The sequence below is a fragment of the Shewanella sp. ANA-3 genome (assembly GCF_000203935.1).
Classification (GTDB): Bacteria; Pseudomonadota; Gammaproteobacteria; order Enterobacterales; family Shewanellaceae; genus Shewanella.
Map to the genome: position 1 here is coordinate 2,968,091 of NC_008577.1, position 17,897 is coordinate 2,985,987.

The 17,897-nt window shown below is 46.7% G+C and carries 15 protein-coding genes; 5 read left to right on the forward strand and 10 right to left on the reverse strand.

Annotated elements, in window-relative coordinates; all coding sequences use genetic code 11:
• The first annotated feature begins 109 nt into the window (after positions 1-109).
• Positions 110-1,150, forward strand: a complete 1,041-nt coding sequence (gene hppD, locus SHEWANA3_RS13060; RefSeq protein WP_011623053.1) for a 4-hydroxyphenylpyruvate dioxygenase — start codon at positions 110-112, stop codon at positions 1,148-1,150.
• Positions 1,151-1,346: 196 nt separating this feature from the next.
• Here the strand turns inward: hppD and SHEWANA3_RS13065 are convergent, their stop codons facing one another.
• Together SHEWANA3_RS13065 and SHEWANA3_RS13070 are read right to left on the reverse strand one after the other, a co-directional pair.
• Positions 1,347-2,750, reverse strand: coding sequence for a diguanylate cyclase (locus tag SHEWANA3_RS13065; protein ID WP_011717403.1), 1,404 nt, complete (start codon positions 2,748-2,750; stop codon positions 1,347-1,349).
• 183 nt (positions 2,751-2,933) lie between these two features.
• On the reverse strand, positions 2,934-3,491 hold the full coding sequence (locus tag SHEWANA3_RS13070; protein ID WP_011717404.1) for a sugar O-acetyltransferase: 558 nt from the start codon (positions 3,489-3,491) through the stop codon (positions 2,934-2,936).
• Between the two features lie 323 nt (positions 3,492-3,814).
• On the opposite strand from SHEWANA3_RS13070, the gene SHEWANA3_RS13075 reads away from it, so the two are divergent.
• Positions 3,815-4,438 (forward strand): LysE family translocator, encoded by a 624-nt coding sequence (locus SHEWANA3_RS13075; RefSeq protein ID WP_011717405.1) that lies wholly within the window; start codon positions 3,815-3,817, stop codon positions 4,436-4,438.
• Between the two features lie 112 nt (positions 4,439-4,550).
• Here the strand turns inward: SHEWANA3_RS13075 and SHEWANA3_RS13080 are convergent, their stop codons facing one another.
• Positions 4,551-5,816 carry a GNAT family N-acetyltransferase gene (locus SHEWANA3_RS13080; RefSeq protein ID WP_011717406.1) on the reverse strand — a complete coding sequence of 422 codons (1,266 nt, stop codon included), beginning with the start codon at positions 5,814-5,816 and terminating at the stop codon, positions 4,551-4,553.
• 109 nt (positions 5,817-5,925) lie between these two features.
• On the opposite strand from SHEWANA3_RS13080, the gene ggt reads away from it, so the two are divergent.
• Both ggt and SHEWANA3_RS13090 read left to right on the forward strand, forming a co-directional pair.
• Positions 5,926-7,665: a gamma-glutamyltransferase gene (ggt, locus tag SHEWANA3_RS13085; protein ID WP_011717407.1), complete on the forward strand. Its 1,740-nt coding sequence runs from the start codon at positions 5,926-5,928 to the stop codon at positions 7,663-7,665.
• A 473-nt stretch (positions 7,666-8,138) separates the two neighbouring features.
• The gene (locus SHEWANA3_RS13090; RefSeq protein WP_244096563.1) at positions 8,139-8,366 is read left to right on the forward strand and encodes a hypothetical protein; all 228 of its coding nucleotides are present in this window, start codon (positions 8,139-8,141) and stop codon (positions 8,364-8,366) included.
• A 309-nt stretch (positions 8,367-8,675) separates the two neighbouring features.
• On the opposite strand, the gene SHEWANA3_RS13095 is transcribed toward SHEWANA3_RS13090, so the two are convergent.
• The 5 genes from SHEWANA3_RS13095 to SHEWANA3_RS13115 form a co-directional block, all read right to left on the reverse strand.
• A complete protein-coding gene (locus SHEWANA3_RS13095) occupies positions 8,676-9,314 on the reverse strand; it encodes a hypothetical protein (RefSeq protein WP_011717408.1) in 639 nt (212 codons plus the stop codon).
• Positions 9,315-9,425: 111 nt separating this feature from the next.
• Complete coding sequence (locus SHEWANA3_RS13100) at positions 9,426-9,695, reverse strand: hypothetical protein (RefSeq protein ID WP_041412666.1); 270 nt, start codon at positions 9,693-9,695, stop codon at positions 9,426-9,428.
• Between the two features lie 81 nt (positions 9,696-9,776).
• Positions 9,777-11,582, reverse strand: coding sequence for a hypothetical protein (locus SHEWANA3_RS13105; RefSeq protein WP_011717409.1), 1,806 nt, complete (start codon positions 11,580-11,582; stop codon positions 9,777-9,779).
• Between the two features lie 116 nt (positions 11,583-11,698).
• Complete coding sequence (locus SHEWANA3_RS13110) at positions 11,699-12,004, reverse strand: hypothetical protein (RefSeq protein WP_011717410.1); 306 nt, start codon at positions 12,002-12,004, stop codon at positions 11,699-11,701.
• Positions 12,005-12,586: 582 nt separating this feature from the next.
• Entirely contained in the window at positions 12,587-14,188 is a 1,602-nt protein-coding gene (locus tag SHEWANA3_RS13115; protein WP_011717411.1) for a dipeptidase, read from the reverse strand.
• Positions 14,189-14,461: 273 nt separating this feature from the next.
• On the opposite strand from SHEWANA3_RS13115, the gene SHEWANA3_RS13120 reads away from it, so the two are divergent.
• Positions 14,462-16,690, forward strand: a complete 2,229-nt coding sequence (locus tag SHEWANA3_RS13120; protein WP_011717412.1) for a M3 family metallopeptidase — start codon at positions 14,462-14,464, stop codon at positions 16,688-16,690.
• A gap of 97 nt (positions 16,691-16,787) precedes the next feature.
• Here the strand turns inward: SHEWANA3_RS13120 and SHEWANA3_RS13125 are convergent, their stop codons facing one another.
• The gene (locus SHEWANA3_RS13125; RefSeq protein WP_011717413.1) at positions 16,788-17,285 is read right to left on the reverse strand and encodes a GNAT family N-acetyltransferase; all 498 of its coding nucleotides are present in this window, start codon (positions 17,283-17,285) and stop codon (positions 16,788-16,790) included.
• 34 nt (positions 17,286-17,319) lie between these two features.
• Positions 17,320-17,868, reverse strand: a complete 549-nt coding sequence (locus SHEWANA3_RS13130; protein WP_011717414.1) for an NAD(P)H nitroreductase — start codon at positions 17,866-17,868, stop codon at positions 17,320-17,322.
• Between the last annotated feature and the right edge of the window lie 29 nt (positions 17,869-17,897).

Genomic DNA, 17,897 nt, shown 5'->3' on the forward strand with positions numbered 1-17,897 from the left:
GCACCGCAGCATGAGTGAATGGCTTAACTAAGCCTACTAGCCGTAAGTCACCACAGCGAACAAGGCCAAAAGAGTGACTGCGTGTTGAATTAATCAAGAGGAACAGATCATGGCAAGCGAACTCAATCCACTGGGCTTACTCGGTATCGAATTTACCGAATTTGCCAGCCCCGACAGCGATTTTATGCACAAAGTGTTTATCGACTTTGGTTTTTCACTGCTGAAAAAAGCCAAAAATAAAGACATTTTATACTACAAACAAAATGACATTAACTTCCTGCTTAACAACGAGCGCGAAGGGTTTTCGGCAGAATTTGCCAAATCCCACGGCCCTGCCATTAGCTCTATGGGCTGGCGCGTAGAAGATGCCAGCTTTGCTCACCGTGTGGCGGTAGAGCGCGGCGCCAAAGCTGTGGCCGATTCGGCCAAGGATCTGCCTTATCCAGCCATTTATGGTATTGGTGACAGCTTAATTTATTTTATCGACACCTTCGGTGCCGACAACAATATCTATGCAACTGACTTTGAAGACTTAAGTGAGCCAGTGATCACCCAAGAGAAAGGCTTTGTCGAAGTAGACCATTTAACCAATAACGTCTACAAAGGCACCATGGAACATTGGGCGAACTTCTACAAAAACATCTTTGGTTTTACCGAAGTGCGCTACTTCGACATCAGCGGCGTACAAACCGCACTGGTGTCTTACGCCCTGCGCTCACCTGATGGCAGCTTCTGTATCCCAATTAACGAAGGTAAAGGCAACGATAAGAACCAAATCGATGAATACCTGAAGGAATACAATGGTCCAGGTGTACAACACTTAGCCTTTAGAAGCCGTGATATCGTTAAATCCTTAGATGCGATGGAAGGTAGCTCGATTCAATGCTTGGATATTATTCCTGAATATTACGACACCATTTTCGATAAAGTCCCACAAGTGACCGAAAACCGTGAGCGTATCAAGCATCACCAAATTTTGGTGGATGGCGACGAGTCAGGCTATTTATTGCAGATCTTCACTAAAAACCTGTTTGGCCCGATTTTTATCGAAATCATTCAACGTAAGAACAACTTAGGTTTTGGCGAAGGTAACTTCACCGCCCTGTTCCAATCGATTGAACGTGACCAAATGCGCCGCGGCGTGCTGTAATCGCAGCCATTAATGCATAAGAAACAAAAACGGTACGCACTGCGTACCGTTTTTTTATGTCCTATAGTGACTCGCTGTTTGTCACGCTTCGCTTATGGCCTTTCGATTATTTTCTTTCAACATGGCCTTTTGAGTATCGCCCCTTGACGGTACGCTTGAGCATTGCTAATTCGAACGGAGCCTCTTGGCATGGCTCTCAAGCTTGATACTTTACAATCGTGTTTTTGCCCTTTGCCTTGGCTTGATACAAAGCCTTATCCGCCAAATGCAGCAACGACTCGCCAGCGATACCTTGCTGATACTCCACCCAACCAATGCTCACAGTGCAGTAAATCGTGTGCTCCTCGGCCGCTATCGACATCTCAGCAAAGGATTTTCGAATACGCTCAAGCACCGGATACACCTGCTCAGCATCAATATCCCTAAGCACAAGGGCGAACTCTTCACCGCCTAGGCGCGCGGCAATATCTTGGCTACGGCTATGATTGTGTATCAACTGCGCCAACAGCTGAATAACCCTATCGCCCACACTGTCACCATAGGTGTCGTTAATCATCTTAAAGTTATCGAGATCCAACATAGCGACCGAATAACGCACTGTCTGGCCGTTAAGATTTGTCAGCTGTGGCATAAAGCCGCGGCGATTCAGTAGCCCCGACAAGGGATCATAGAGCGCCTCTTGCACCGCAGTTTGCTTATCTCTCTCGGTTCGGCGCAGCTGTGCCCGCTGTAACGACACCCCAAAAATCGTTAATGCCGATGACAACACAAAAGCCATCATCTCCGCATTGGTTTGATATGGCGTGGCATTGATAAACGGACCATAACCCTGAGCTGTCGCTAAAATCATAAACAGCATGGAGGCGCTGCTAAACAGCGCGAGGTAAAAACGCGTGACCTCAAAGGAGAGCACAACCAACAGCGGCGGGATCACATAAAATAACCAGCCCAGATCGAACTTAACCCCCACCAAACAAAACAGTGGCAAGCCAATCAAGGGCAAAAGGATATGGCGGGTTTTGGCTATGCTTAGCGCATTGGGTTCCACCCATCCTGCATACAGCTGATACACCAATACTATTCCCAGAATATCGGCAAAGAAAAACATTTGCCCCATACTCCAAAACGCGCTGGGTAAAATATAACCGCCAAGCACTAAATTAGCGGATAACAATGCGCTGGAACCGAAAATGGGGATGATGCCTGCGACCACCACAAACTTCATCAAGTCATTCGCACTTCCCGTACCCTGTGGCAAGAAGCGTCTGAGTAACAACATCGACATCGCAGGCGCGAGCATATCGCTTAACGCGGCAATCGAAGTATGCAGCAGCGAAAGACCGAGGGAATCCTGTTGCAACATGCCTTGAAAATTCAAGGTAAAACTGACGAGGAATATCAGCAGCAATGCCTTACGCCCCCACATAAGTAACATCACCAAGGCAATACCGGAGGGCAGCCAAATCAAGGTGATATTCTCAGGTTGTAAGCTAAATAATGTTTGGCCTAAGGCGCCGGTTAGCCAGTAGATAATGCCTGCGCACAGCAGTGCGATATGGCTTTGTCTTGCTGGCAATAAAGGCGAAAAAAGTGTCTTCAATCGGTAATCAACCTCAAAGAGCGCTAACGCGATAAAATTAAACGGTTTATTGTTTCGCTATTAAAGCTTATGCCATGTGCATTAATGGCAGTACAACCAAGTTTACATATAAACTTGGTGGCGGCTTTAACCTCAGCGACCAAAAGCTCTGCGACCTAAAACCAGTACGATTGATCTTCAGTCCTAATGAGGTGCAGTGATTTGCTTAATCACCCTGCAAGGATTCCCCACAGCCACACTATTGGCTGGAATATCTTTATTCACCACACTGCCCGCGCCAATCACGCAGTTATCGCCAATGGTGACACCGGGCAACACACTGACATTACCGCCGAGCCACACATGGTGACCGATATGAATAGGCTTACCAAATTCTGTTGTAAGACGAGCTATGGGGTCAATAGGATGGGTCGCAGTAGAAATCAGTACATTAGGCCCAAACATCACATGGTTGCCAATCGTGACCTGACAAACGTCGAGTATGGTTAAGTTGTGATTCGCATAAAATTGCTGGCCAATTTGGATGTTATAGCCGTAATCACAAAAGAAGTTAGGCTCGATATGGGCACAACTAGGCACATTGAGTAGCTCACGCAAGTGGGCCATGCGCGCCTCAAGCTGTGTGGGATCGGCATGATTAAATCGATGACAGAGTAATTTAGCTCGCATTCTTTCGGCGACTAAGGTTTCATCGGAGGCTTGATAGGCTTCCCCCGCCAACATTTTTTGCTTTTCTGTCATCTAAGTTCAACATTTAACCCTTGTTATAATGACGCAACCCTAACAATCGACTATCAATAATTCAAGCGCAACAACAAATCCGATGCTTTTTTTGCATCAATTGCTGTACGGTTTTACATCCAGCCAAGCTAACGTCAGCAAACAATGCCTTCAAACACGATGAAAATAGCCCCGCTCATTCAGGCCGATTTGACAGGATGCTGGGGCAAGTCAGCGATTTTACCAGAGTTCGATTTAGCCAGAGTGCGATTTAGCCGATTGGCTAACTCTCTCATTTTCATTACACTAGCGTTCCTTCACTCTTCTAGTAGACCGTTTAGACCATGCCAGATTTTGCCTTACTCGCTGTGTTTATCCCGACCTTTTTCTTTGTTTCTATCACCCCCGGTATGTGTATGACACTCGCCATGACGCTTGGGATGAGCATTGGTGTGCGTCGTACCCTGTGGATGATGCTCGGCGAGCTTGTGGGTGTGGCCTTGGTCGCTACCGCTGCGGTCATGGGGGTGGCGAGTATTATGCTTAACTACCCTGCGGTTTTTCAGGTATTTAAATGGGTTGGTGGCATTTACTTAGGCTATATCGGCGTGCAGATGTGGCGCGCACGAGGTAAGATGGCCATGCTTAGCGATGATGACACTAACCCAAGAGCCAGTAACTTTACGCTGATTTCACAGGGGTTTATTACCGCCATTGCTAACCCTAAGGGTTGGGCGTTTATGGTGTCGCTATTACCGCCATTTATTAATGCCGAGCGCGAGGTTGCGCCGCAACTCCTAGCCCTACTTAGCATTATTATGGTGACAGAATTTACTTCTATGTTGGCCTACGCCAGTGGCGGTAAGAGTCTGAGAATATTTTTAAGTCGCGGCGATAATATTCGTTGGCTAAATCGTATCGCCGGCAGCCTTATGATTGGCGTTGGCATCTGGTTAGCGGTGAGCTAGTTAAACATGCTGTCTTGAGTGATATGTGTTTAGTACATCACTCTTTTGTGTAAACCCATTCGCGTCGCGCCAGCGTATTTGTTGACGCGACGCTCTACGTTTATGGTGGTTATTAGCCCTTTTTATAGGGCAACACCTCGCGCATCTGCTGCATATACACTTCCATTTGTGCAGCTTCCTCCTCGGTAAAATGCGCTATGGCTCGCTTAAAGTCGGGATGAGCAATATTGTGGTAGGAATAAAGCGCCACAGGCTCGAAGCCGCGCAGCACTTTATGTTCGCCCTGAGCGCCTGCATCAAAGATATCAATCCCATGGACGATACAGTATTCAATGCCCTGATAATAACAGGCCTCAAAGTGTAATCCCTCAAGCTCGACAATGCTGCCCCAATAACGACCAAATAGACATGTCTGCCCTTGCTCGTTGCGGCCCGTAAAATACAGCGCGCCCGCTAACATCTGCCCTTTCGCATCACTCACCACGAGCAAGACAATTTGCTCAGCCAACCGCTCGGCAATCATGTTAAAAAATGTTGGCGTTAAATAGCCACGATGGCCGGAGCGCTTAAGGTAGGTTAATTGATAACATTCAATAAAATGCTGCCATTGCTCACGGCTAATATCCGCTCCCGCGACAAACTCATATTGCAAGCCATAGGGCTGTAGCTGGGCACGCTCCTTAAGGATGTTTTTACGCTTACGGGAGGTGAGTGCCGCTAAAAAGGCTTCAAAATCTGCATAACCACGATTATGCCAATGGAACTGGGTGCTTAAACGTTTAAGGGAAGTGGGATTGGATGCCTCAACAAATAGCGCTTGCTGCGAAGGCGAGACAAATAAGCAATGCCAAGAGGACATTGGCACATCCACGTTAACTAATTGCTCATTTAAGCACGTAAATACGGCGCGGCTTAGCTGCTGCGCTTCCTCTGCCAAAAGCGTAGACGATAACCCCAACCGCCGCCCCTGCACCGGTGTAAACGGAATGGCATTTAACAATTTAGGATAATATTCAAAACCATGGCGCTCATAGGCCTGCGCCCATGCCCAATCAAACACATATTCACCGTAGGAGTGGAATTTTTGATAAAGCGGCATCAATGCCAGCAGGGGTAAATCCATAAAATCTGCGGCATCTTTTTGGCTAACAATAACGGCATCTGGCGCTAATTCTTGTGTAAATTCACTGCCAGTGGCGTCGAACACACCTAAATGATGTGGCCGCCAACCCGTCGCGGCACAGGCCGACAAACTCAGCTCTAAGCTGAGTATATAGGCATGCTGGCAGAAGGGATTGTCCGTCCCCATCAATCGGTCCCAGCTGCTAGCGTCAATACTCTGCGCCGCGCTGGCAAAGGCCAATATCAGTTGTCTCATTCGTTGAATTCTTATCCGTTAAACATACTAAGCAAAGATCCAAGGTTGCAATTAAGCCTAATTCTCGGCACATTGCATAGCCAAAATGAAAATAAATTCAGGATTGAATATGCGCCGCGCAGGAACTTTTAGACCTCTTATTCTCGCCATCGCCATGGCACTGCCTTTGTTGTCTTCGCCCACTCTCCATGCCGAAGAACCTTCAATTTTCAGCCAAATGGCCACGGCACAACCCGTATGGGCAAAACATGGTATGGTCGCCAGCCAAGAAGCGCTGGCCAGCCGCACTGGCATCGAGATTTTGAAGCAAGGCGGTAATGCCGTCGATGCTGCGGTGGCGGTCGCATTCAGTTTAGCCGTCACGCTACCCCGCGCGGGCAATATTGGTGGCGGTGGCTTTATGCTTGTCCATCTGGCCAAAGAAAACAAAACCATCGCCATCGATTACCGTGAAATGGCGCCATCAAAGGCGAAAAAAGACATATTCCTCGATGAGAATGGCGATGCGGTGACTAAATTAAGCCGTGAACATGGTCTGGCAGTCGGCGTCCCCGGCACTGTGATGGGCATGAGTTTAGCCCTTGAAAAATATGGCACTATGACCATGGCGCAAGTCACGGCGCCCGCCATCAAAATGGCACAGGAAGGCATTAGCGTGACCCCAGATCTTGCGGTATCCCTTGCAGGCTTAAAGCGCCGTATGAGCCAATGGCCAAGCACAGCAGCCATCTTCTATAAGGCCGACGGTAGTGACTACCAAGTGGATGATATTTTAAAACAGCCAGAACTCGCCCACTCCCTGCAACTTATCGCCGAGAAAGGCACTAAAGGCTTCTACGAAGGTGAAACTGCGGAGAAACTGGTTAAGGCCGTGCAAGATGCTGGCGGCATCATGACCTTAGCGGATTTAGAACACTATAAGGCCGTTGAGCGTGAACCCGTTCGCGGTCAATACCGTGGATATGACGTAGTTTCTATGCCACCACCATCCTCGGGCGGCGTGCACATTATCGAAATGCTCAATGTACTGCAGCAGTTCCCTATCGATCAATTTGGCCATAACACGGCGCAAACCATTCATGTGATGGCCGAAACCATGAAGCATGCCTACGCCGATCGCAGCGAATACTTAGGCGATCCCGATTTTTACAAGGTGCCGGTCAAACAGTTAACCAATAAGGACTACGCCCAAAAAATCGCCAGCCAAATTGCGCTAAACAAAACCACGCCCAGTACCGAAATCAAACCCGGCAATCTAGCGCCCTATGAGAGTGACCAAACCACGCACTTCTCGGTGGTCGATAAATGGGGCAATGCGGTGTCTAACACTTACACCTTAAACTTCAGCTACGGCTCGGGTTTAGTCGCCAAAGGTACGGGCATTTTACTCAATAACGAAATGGATGATTTCTCCGCAAAACCCGGCACACCTAACGGTTATGGCCTAGTGGGTGGCGATGCCAACGCGGTGGAAGGTAATAAACGTCCTTTAAGTTCAATGAGCCCAACCATAGTGATGAAAGACGGCAAACCCTTCTTAGTTACAGGCAGCCCTGGCGGTTCACGCATCATTACCACCACGCTGCAAATCATTATGAATGTGATTGATCACGGCTTAAATATTGCCGAAGCCAGCAATGCTGCGCGGGTACACCACCAATGGCTGCCCGATGAACTGCGAGTCGAAAGCAGCCTAAACCGCGATACCATTTCGTTACTCGAAGCTAAAGGCCATAAAGTGAAAGTGCAATCGGCCATGGGCAGCACACAATCTATCATGGTGACAGACCAAGGGATTTTTGGTGCCTCAGACCCACGCCATTCGGGTAGCGAAGCCGTCGGTTACTAATCACTGATTGGCATACTAGCGATATGCATAAAGGCAAGGAAGCCATCGATTGGAGTGATAAGGCTAAGCACAAAGCTGCTCGATATTGAGTATTCAAGCTAAAACGCGATATCGAATCGCTCAGGAAGAGTCAGCAGCATCAACAAGCCCTGATATACACCACTGTATACGCAGGGCTTTTTACTCTTTGAGATAAAAGCCTAGCCCAGTCACACCATTCAGTCTTTACCATCTTCGACCGAGCTACGGTCGCGATATCAAGATGATAATACCGCTATCCCAACACGAAACTGTAAGCTGAACAGAAAATGCTAAGCCATCAAACAGGTAAAGTGAGTTTAGCTTTAACGTGGTTTACTCAATGAAAAAGATAAAATGTAACTGAATGTCTTTCTGGAGGGGAATGGATTGACTCAGCATTAACTCGCTCTATAGTATCCAGCTCTAACATACAAATTGAAAAGGAATTTATTGTGTCAATAGTATCGCTGATTTTGCTATTGCTCTTAGCTAGCATGATGTTTTTCGGTATGTTGAGTTATTCGCTCGGTCGCAAAAAGACCACGAACCCTAAGCTCACAGGGATGCTAGGTACAGTATTGGGATTGTTTCCGTTATTGGGTGTTATTTTCTTGATTGTCTTAGTGCTAAAAGCCGACATCACAACCCCAAGCATGCCCCAAGGAAATAGCCTGCTCTAGCTAAAATGCGGTTAACCGACCTAGATTTATTTCAACAGCTAATTTAGAGCGAACATATAGCCGCAATACGCTTTTAGTCAGTAGCGCTCATCAAGAGACTGTTGGGATTGTGTTAGTTTCAACTGTCATTTTCGGATGTCAATTCTAAAGAAGATACTTGACTCGATTTGGGACAAAAGCGTGTCAGGACATCGGTTGCATCTGGTGAATTTAGGATAAAAATTTATATGGCGATAACGCCCGCAGCACGGGCAAATTAGGAGCGCAGCGGAAATTTTGTCCCTGTGCCTGCGATTGTTACATTACAGATTACTGAAGATTTGCATAACCTTCGATAAATTCTTTATCAACTTCCTGTGTAGACTGATATTTTGAAACGGCAATTAAAATTGAGAGCTTTACAAGCTCATTTAGCTTTTTCTCATACTCCTCTTTCTGATCAAGCACCTCATCCAGCTTACTTCCTAAATCAATTCCCGGCTGAGCCATTTTCTTCTCAAGCATAAATTCTGAGGAATGTGTACAACGGTCAATAATCTTTTGGTACAAATCTATTTGCTGGGAAATAACAGACAATATGGTTTGTTTGTAGGAAGTTATCTTTTCGTACTCATAAGAAGATTTAACACTATCCAGCTGCTCTTGTTGGACATCAAGAGTTTTGACTTGAAGCGCATGCAACTTGGAAAATTCGCTAACCTGAGTCTCTAGCAAACGTTTTTGCAACCTTATGGTGATAATTATTGCCACTAAGGTCACGAAAGAGACTGCTGGCGCAAATACACCGCCAAAGAAGGAGCCTAAAGCAGACCAATCGGCCGACGAGTTCGATATTCCTCCAGAAAATGTATTGATGTAAAAGAATACAGATACTGAAAGGCCTAGCATCAATAAAATGATGGATATATAAAGCACTAGCTCGAAAGGCTCTCTACCTTTATGTTTCATTAATTCTCCCAGCCCTGACAAAGAGTGTAACGCCGCCAGCAGCGGCCGAGTAAAACGAGGTCCAGCGACCGCAGGGAGCATTGCTGGCAGGCCTTGTTATATGCAGTTGAACTAAAAGCACCCACTATAGATTTTGACCAACGATACAGTCATAGGATGCTTCTTATCAAAAGCCTCGTAGTATATTCGGACAAATTCTTGCTCTGGTATAGCCGCTGACTTTAAGTGAGATGGAATGTTGTGAACAGCATCCATTAAGTCAGCCACGAGCTCTGATTTCACGCCATTCGAGTTGTCCCAACTTAGAGATCTTGCAATCAGCGTCGCCTGATATAAAACCTCAAGGTGAGCCAGTGCTTCGGGTGAGAGCTGAGTTTTCAATTGACTTCCTTTGGCATATAACGCCGCGCTCTGCGGCAATTTTGGAGCGCAGCGGAAAAATTGTCCGACAGCAGCGCTTTGTTAAGCATTTTTCTTGCTCACACTAAACAACATTCCGACCGGTGATTTTTTTACTTTGTTAGACTCATCAGCCAAATCTCTAATCGATTGAGGAATGTCTTTTAGTTTTGGAGCATCTAACAATTGGTCTGCAGCAATTGCAGCAAGCCCCCACACTGGCATTCCAGTAATAGCAGCGGCTACCCCAAGCGAACCCATAACCATCCAAGAGCCCATGTCTTTCCCCGCAAACTTCCATTGCTTTGCTCTTAATTCAGAAATATTCTTCTTATGTTGCGTGAAAGCAGCATTTATATTCTCGAAAATCTGATCTCGACTTCTATGGAAGTTCGCTGGATTAGAATTTACGATATCTTCAATGCCGTTACCTAACATCGCTCTAATATCGTCCATGGCACCTTGCTTTCTGATGTCTATCAATGCATCAGGAGGTATATTTCCCAGCCATTCCATCTCGTTCATTGCTAGGTCTTGTAGGCCTCTCACAATATGTAAATCGTGTTTTCCGGTTTGAGATTCAGCTCTTTCTGAATCATATTCCATTTTCCAAGTTAGGTACTTCCATGAAGTAGGTGCATCAATTATAGGAGTTCCATTTAGTCTTCTGGATTTAATAAGCAATTCATTGCTTACAGTCATTCTTCCCAGAGCTTGAGAAGCCAGAAGAACTCCAGGTGAATCTACAAATGGCTTGTAATGCTCGCTTTGCAACGCTTGATTTAGTTGAGATGATACGTCGCCGGTCCACTCCGTATCGAATAGGACTCTATTCGCATCTCCAATTTCTGCTACCGCTCTTTCAATGGTGTCCAATTCTTGAGCAAAAGCCATTAGCTCATCAAAGGACTCAAAATTTCTACCGAAAAGTTTACCCGCATGTATCAGGGAGTCATCCTTCCCAAGCGATACAAAAAACTCTCTCTCGTCTTCTTGTAGAGCCGCTTGATCTGGGAGTATCACAATAATCGGTGTATCAACATCCGCACATGCCAAATCTTTATACTGAAGGATATTTAAAGCATGCTTAATAAAATAATATGCTTGGCTGTCTTTGGGATAGTTAGCAAATATATGCTTGGATCGCAAAAATGGATCTGGCAGAACAATAGTATCTGTATAGATTCCACATTTAGATGCAATATTTTCATCATGCGACGGGAAAAGATCGCCTCCAAATATTCCTTTTATATTCCCATGCATATCCTCAACATGAATATGAGCTATTTCCCCAACACCTCCCCAGAATTGATCAATAACACTTAGAAATTCATCTAGATTCTTAGTTATTTCATCAATAGTTTTCTTATTTCGAGAAAGGGCGGTTCCAGCATCGTGAGGAGTAAGATTTTGTTTCAGCATCATTTCGTAGAAATGACCGAAATTCTTCTCAATGAATGTAAAATACATGTTCTGTATTTCACTCAGGGATGCTTCCTTTTTAAGCTCTTCGCGGTCATGCATGGCTGTTACCGCGAGCGCCATGGATCTTACTAGACCATCAACTGTATCTAAGTCGACCTCTCCATCAGGGCCAACACGAACAGCTAATAAACTCTTCTCGACATCCAAGCCCTCAGCAATTTTTACCTTACCTGCTTTGAACTGTTCTTGAAGAATTTTTAACCTGCGACGAAGTCTACCTTCGTACTCTATTTCTTCTTTTGATTTCTCGGACATATTCGTTAAATTCAATCCTTGTAAGAGTCCTCTGTTGGCTTCAGTTTTCCTCTTTCTAGCCTGCTTCTTAGCTAATCGCTTCTTTAGTCGCCGCTTTAGCCTTAATTCATAGAGGTATTTTGCTTTCAATTGACACTCCTTGTTTTAAGGCGCTGGCTGATGCTTAACGCCCCGCTAAACGGCGAGCGTTAGCGAGTCCGGTGAAGGCCACGCTTTTTGTGGCCGTAACGAATTTGAGCGGCTTGTTATGAGTTGCCATTTAGCACCTCTGTCTCTGAGAAATCGACCTTCCAAATATCGAGTTCGTAAGGCATGCCTTCTTTATCTAGATACAGGGATGCGATAAAAGGAACCCCATCATTATCAGTGTACTGCTCTTCTGCTACCTGCGAACCAAAAGACCTTAACTCATGATTCTTACCAATTTTTAAGCTACCCATCCTACCGTCATTCATTGGCTCTACTTCTAACGTAGTTGCACAAAAATCTAATCCTGCCTTTTTTAAAAGCAAACTCAGAATCTGCACTTCCTTTGATGAAGGGCTTCTCATCACTTTCTACTCATAACATTTTATTCATGCGCATGCGCGTTTACCTCGTTGGACCAGTGAAAACGCGCACGGTTAACTATCTGTATGCAAAGAACTTATCAGCTTTTTGTTTAATACACCATCTGGAAAAACGCGCATGCGCGTTTTCCAAACCTATTAACTAAAACTCAGCCTCTATAGTCAATTGATTTTATAGCGTTTTATTTATTGCGGATGGAATTAGTGCGCACTAATTTTGTCTAAAAATTATACCAAAACACCTAAACTTAAATATGACTGTATACCCATACATTGTTAGCCGATTTCTGGTAAGGCCAAATACTAGGTCAATGGATGAGATTTTGTATGGCAACAAGAGTAGGAGTTTTCTATTGAGCCAACGAACCGAAACAAGGAATGGGGCAAAAAGCTTTTAGCCAGATGAACTGTTGTTATCTTGTTTTAACGATTAAATAGTAATGGCGGCTATTTCGGATTAGCCGCCATTATCTTATAAACCGATGAGTCTTGGCGTGAACTCAGCGCCTTTCACCTTCTTGTGTATTTCACTCATAACTTCAATTAATCACATTAAAAAACGCACTATTTTGCAGCGGTTAACTCAATAAAGGCGGCGGTGTACATTTTCAGATTCAGCATAAACTGTTTATGGGTAATAAATTCTTTCTCCGTGTGACCAGTGTATTCCACACCCGGCATGGCGGGGCCAAAACTTAAGGCATTGGGAAATAATTTACTGTTGGTTGAGCCGCCAATGGCCACAGGTTTGGGTGAAGCTATGCCGGTAAAGTGGGCAAATACATCGAGTAAGGTCTGCTGATGCGGTGCATCTTTCATCACCATAGGTTCACCCCAATAACTTTCTACGTCGATGAGTGTCACTTGATGCTCAGCTTGCCATTTGTTCAGTGCGTCCTTGGCTTGGGCTGAGAGTAACTCAGGCGTTTTGCCCACAGGGCGACGTAAATTAATGGTGACTTCCGTCCCTTTACTCGTTTGCGCAACGACAGTGGGGGCCAGCGTTAACGCGCCCATAAAATCATCTTTATAGGCCAGCTCGCCAAACTGCTCGGCATAAATCCCCAACCCCACTAACTCATTCATGGCGGCGACGGTTAAAGCCGCCGTGGTTTTTGGCCAAGTGTATGGCTGCAGTAATGCGGCCAAATGCGTCACAGCATTCACCCCATCTTCTGGTGTGGAGGAATGAGCCGCCTTACCGTCGGCAAAAATATGCAAGTCGCACACGGCCTGCTCGCAAGTGCGTTCGAATCGATACTTCATCCCCTGCTGGTTGACGGCGCTCGTTTGTAATTGTTCAAACAAGCTTGGGGTGATCGCATGAATTTGCGCCTCGGCTTGCTGTGGTACTTGGCTTGCAAAATAGCCGCCGGAAAATGCCATTAGGATCGGAATATTCGTTGCCGCGCCCTGCTCCTGCGTTAACTCGAGATTCGGTACAGTAAAGCCAATCTTACTCCAACCCTTTTCGGCGGTAACCACAGGATACTCAGCATCTATGGTGATATTCATCTGCGCTGGGGTGTAATGGGCTAAAAAGGCCTTTAGCGGATCCCAATCGGACTCTTCGGCTAAATACACCAACAGTTCAATGCGTTTTTCCCGTTTGAGTTGTTTATCTTTGATGGCCTTCATCGCATACATGGCGGTGACAATCGCGCCTTTATCATCTTCGGTGCCGCGACCTATCAGCTTGCCAGGTTCAGACTCGGTATCCAGCACATAGGGGCTTTTGGCCCAGAGTGCGGGATTGGCGGGTTGCACATCGCCGTGGGTGACGATGCCCAATTTCTCAACCTGTGAGCGTTGGGCATCGACAGCATTGGCATCGAGGCCAATCAGCACCACATAACCATGGTCGGCATAATCGAGCCCGAGTTCTTGGCTCAAGCTTTTTAAACTCGACTTAAAACCAATAAAGGCAGGGTTGGTATCGGGTGTCTGCCCCTCAACCGCTTGGGTATTAAAACTGATTAAATGCGCCAGACTCTCGACCATCTGCACGTCATAGGTGCTCACCGCATAATCGGCCACCTTAAGCGCATCTTGGCTAAGCGTGATTGGCGACGCTGCAGCTTGCGTCGATGTCCACAGCGCAGCGGCTAATAGGGAATAAGAAAAACGACGACAAAGGCTCGTATAGTTAAACTGAGGCAATTCCATAGAGGTCCTATTTATTATTTGTATGATTAGGGACTTACATTAAAACGCACCAAAGCAATGGCTTTATCCTTTGCCCAATATTGCCTTAGTGCGCGGCTCAGTTTGCCATAGTTCTTCCGTTAAAAACCGCAGACTAACCATTTGTTACAAACAAAACACAAAATCGATGGAACCCTTAGTCGGATACATGCTAAACAGTCACCTTAAAATAACATTAATGGTCTGCAGTACCATTAATCCAACAGAATAATAATCACCTAACGGGGAATTGACATGAAGGGACTTAGCCTAAAATCACAGGCCCTTAACGCGCGCACACTCAAACCACACGCGATTAAACTGACCTTTAGCGCCATCACGCTCGCCCTCGCCTTAAGTGGCTGTAGTGCACAGCACAGCGATGCTGCGGCGCAGGCGACAGTCGCACCGAATGCGATGTCGGCGCAAATCATCAGCCAAAATACCAGCAACCCATTCTTTAAACCCTATGATACATTTATGGAAATTCCGGCCTTCGACAAGATTAAGCCAGAGCATTTCCTCCCTGCATTTAAGGCGGGTATCGCCCAGCAACACGAAGAAATTCAAGCGATTGTCGATAGCAAAGACAAGCCTACCTTTGCCAATACCATCGAAGCGATGGAGTTTTCGGGCGATCTCGTCACCCGCGTATCCAACGTTTTCTTTAACTTAACTGGCGCTGATACTACTCCTGAGCTGCAAGCGATTTCTAAGGAAGTCTCGCCGATGTTATCGTCTGCCGAAGACGATATCTTATTGAACGATAAACTGTTTCAACGTGTTAAAGCCGTTTACGACAGCAAAGGCAGCCTAAAGCTCAACACGGCGCAGGCCAAATTACTCGAAGACACCTACAAGTCGTTCACCCGTGGCGGTGCTAACCTCAGCGAGCAGGATAAAACCAAGCTGCGCGCCCTGAATGAAGAAATCGGCAAGCTTAACTTAGCCTTTGGTGACAATCTGTTAGCCGAAACCAATGCCTTCGAGCTGGTGATTGATAAGCAAGCTGACCTGTCTGGTTTACCCGCCGATGTGATTGCAACTGCCGCCGAAACCGCGAAAAAGCGTGGCCATGAAGGCAAATGGGTATTTACCACCTCACGCCCATCTATCACGCCGTTTTTAACCTATGCCGATAATCGCGAGTTACGCGAAAAGCTCTATAAGGGGTATATCGAACGCGGTAACAATAATAATGCCAATGATAACAAAGTCATTCTAGCAAAAATTGCCGCGCTGCGTGCCGAACGTGCACAGCTCATGGGCTATAAAACCCATGCGGATTTCGTGTTAGAAGAGCGCACCGCCAAGACGCCTGAAAATGTCTATGGCTTACTCAATAAAGTTTGGCCAGCAGCCCTTGCCCAAGCCAAGGCTGAAGTTGCGGATATGCAGGCGTTAATCGACAGCCAAGGCGGCAAGTTTAAGCTGCAAGCTTGGGATTGGGATTACTATGCCGATAAAATCCGTGTCGCGAAGTACAGCTTTAACGAGCAGCAAACTCGCCCTTACTTCTCCCTCGACAGCACCCTAAAAGGCGTGTTCTATACGGCCAATCGCCTCTATGGCTTAACCTTTAAAGAACGTACCGACTTACCCAAATACAACCCAGAAGTACGTACTTGGGAAGTGTACGATAAAGACGGCAAGCTCATGGCCATCTTTATGGGCGACTATTTTACCCGTGATAGCAAACGCGGCGGCGCTTGGATGAACTCGTTCCGCAAGCAATACCATATGAACGGTGTCGATTCAAAACCCATTATTGTCAACGTGTTGAACTACCCTCGTCCTGCGGGTAATGAGCCTGCGTTGCTCACCTTCGATGAAGCCAGCACCCTGTTCCATGAGTTTGGCCATGCGCTGCACGGCATGTTATCCAATGTCGAATATCGCTCTCAAGGCGGAACGGCAGTACCTCGCGACTATGTAGAGTTCCCTTCACAGGTCAACGAAAACTGGATGACTCAGCCTGAAGTGCTCGCGCAATTTGCGAAGCACTACAAAACTGGTGAAGTGATCCCGCAGGAACTGGTGAAAAAAATCCAAGCCGCCAGCAAATTCAACCAAGGCTTTGCGACCGTTGAATATATGGCCGCCACTAAGCTCGATTTAGATTGGCACACCCTAACCGATACCACGCCTAAGGATGCCGCCAAGTTTGAGGCCGACTCCTTAGCCGCCATGGGATTGATTAATGAGATCAGCCCACGTTACCGCAGCACTTACTTCTCGCATATCTTCGCGGGCGGTTATTCAGCCGGTTACTACAGCTACCTCTGGTCAGATATTTTAGGTGCCGATGCCTTTGAAGCCTTTAAAGAAAATGGCATTTTCGATAAAGCGACGGCCGATGCCTTCCGTAACAACATCTTATCTAAAGGTGGCAGTGACGACCCTATGCTGATGTATAAAAACTTCCGTGGTAAAGAAGCTGGCATTGAGCCGCTGCTGCGTAGCCGTGGTCTGTTAGCGGAGTAATCGCATCCCTATGGGGAAAAGCGAACAGATAAAAATGGGGAGCTAAGCTCCCCATTTTATTGCGCGTAAACGCACTCACCGCACATAAAACCACTGCTTAGCTAAATAACTCCACCGGCGCATCGTTAGGAGTAAGCTGCAACAGGGTTTCAAACGACATGCCTAATTTATTCAGCAGCGACTTAGAGGCCTGATTATGCGGGCTAACGATCGCGACAATCCGTTCAATCCCTAGGGTTTTACCGAATTCCAGTGAGGCCTTAGCTGCTTCAAACGCATAACCTTTACCCCAATACTGCGGCAAAAAGGCATAACCTAAGTCCACATCCGCCAGCGTCGGCCGTTTAATCAGGCCGCAAATGCCAATCGGAAAGCCATTTTCGGCTAGCACCACGGCAAACAAGCCAAAACCATGTTCGCGATAGCTAATCGCTGGCCCATTGGCGATATAGTCCTTGGCATCCTGCAAACTACGCACGCCCTTATCGCCGATATTGTCGATAAATCCTTGGGTGTTGAGTAATACCAAAATAAATGACGCATCATCGGGCGTTAACTGCCGCAGCAGTAATCTTGAGGTTTGGGCAACTTGCATACTAAGGACTCCCATTCAGAGGGGATAAACTAGGTTATAAGTAGCGGGCGTACTGGCTGCCATCCTTTTGCGGCTTTTTCGGTGCGGCTACCGCAGGGGTGCCCACGTATAAAAAGCCGACGATTTGGTCCTCTGGTGCTAAGCCTAATGCCGCATTCACATTGGCGTCGAAGGCAAAATCCCCGGTGCGCCACACTGCGCCTAATCCTAGCGCGAATGCCGCTTGCTGCATCGCCATCGTGGCGCAGCCCGCTGCGATTTGCTGCTCAAGCACTGGCACTTTAGGGTGTTGTTGGGTTTTCGCCACAACCGTAATCACCATAGGCGCGCGCATCGGCATCCCTTTGGCTTTATTGATAAAATCTTCATCGGCGCCGCTGGCTTTGGCCGCGTTGACATAGATATCCGCTAAGGTGTCTAACCCTTGGCCTGTGGCAATAATAAATTCCCACGGTGCTAAGGCGCCATGATCTGGCGCTCGAATCGCCGAATCTAAAATGATTTTAAGCTCATGCTCGTTGGGCGCTGGCGCGGTTAATCTTGGGGTGGATTGGCGGGTGAGTAAAAGTTCGATAGCGTCCAAGTGATTATCCCTGTTCTGAAAAATAGGTG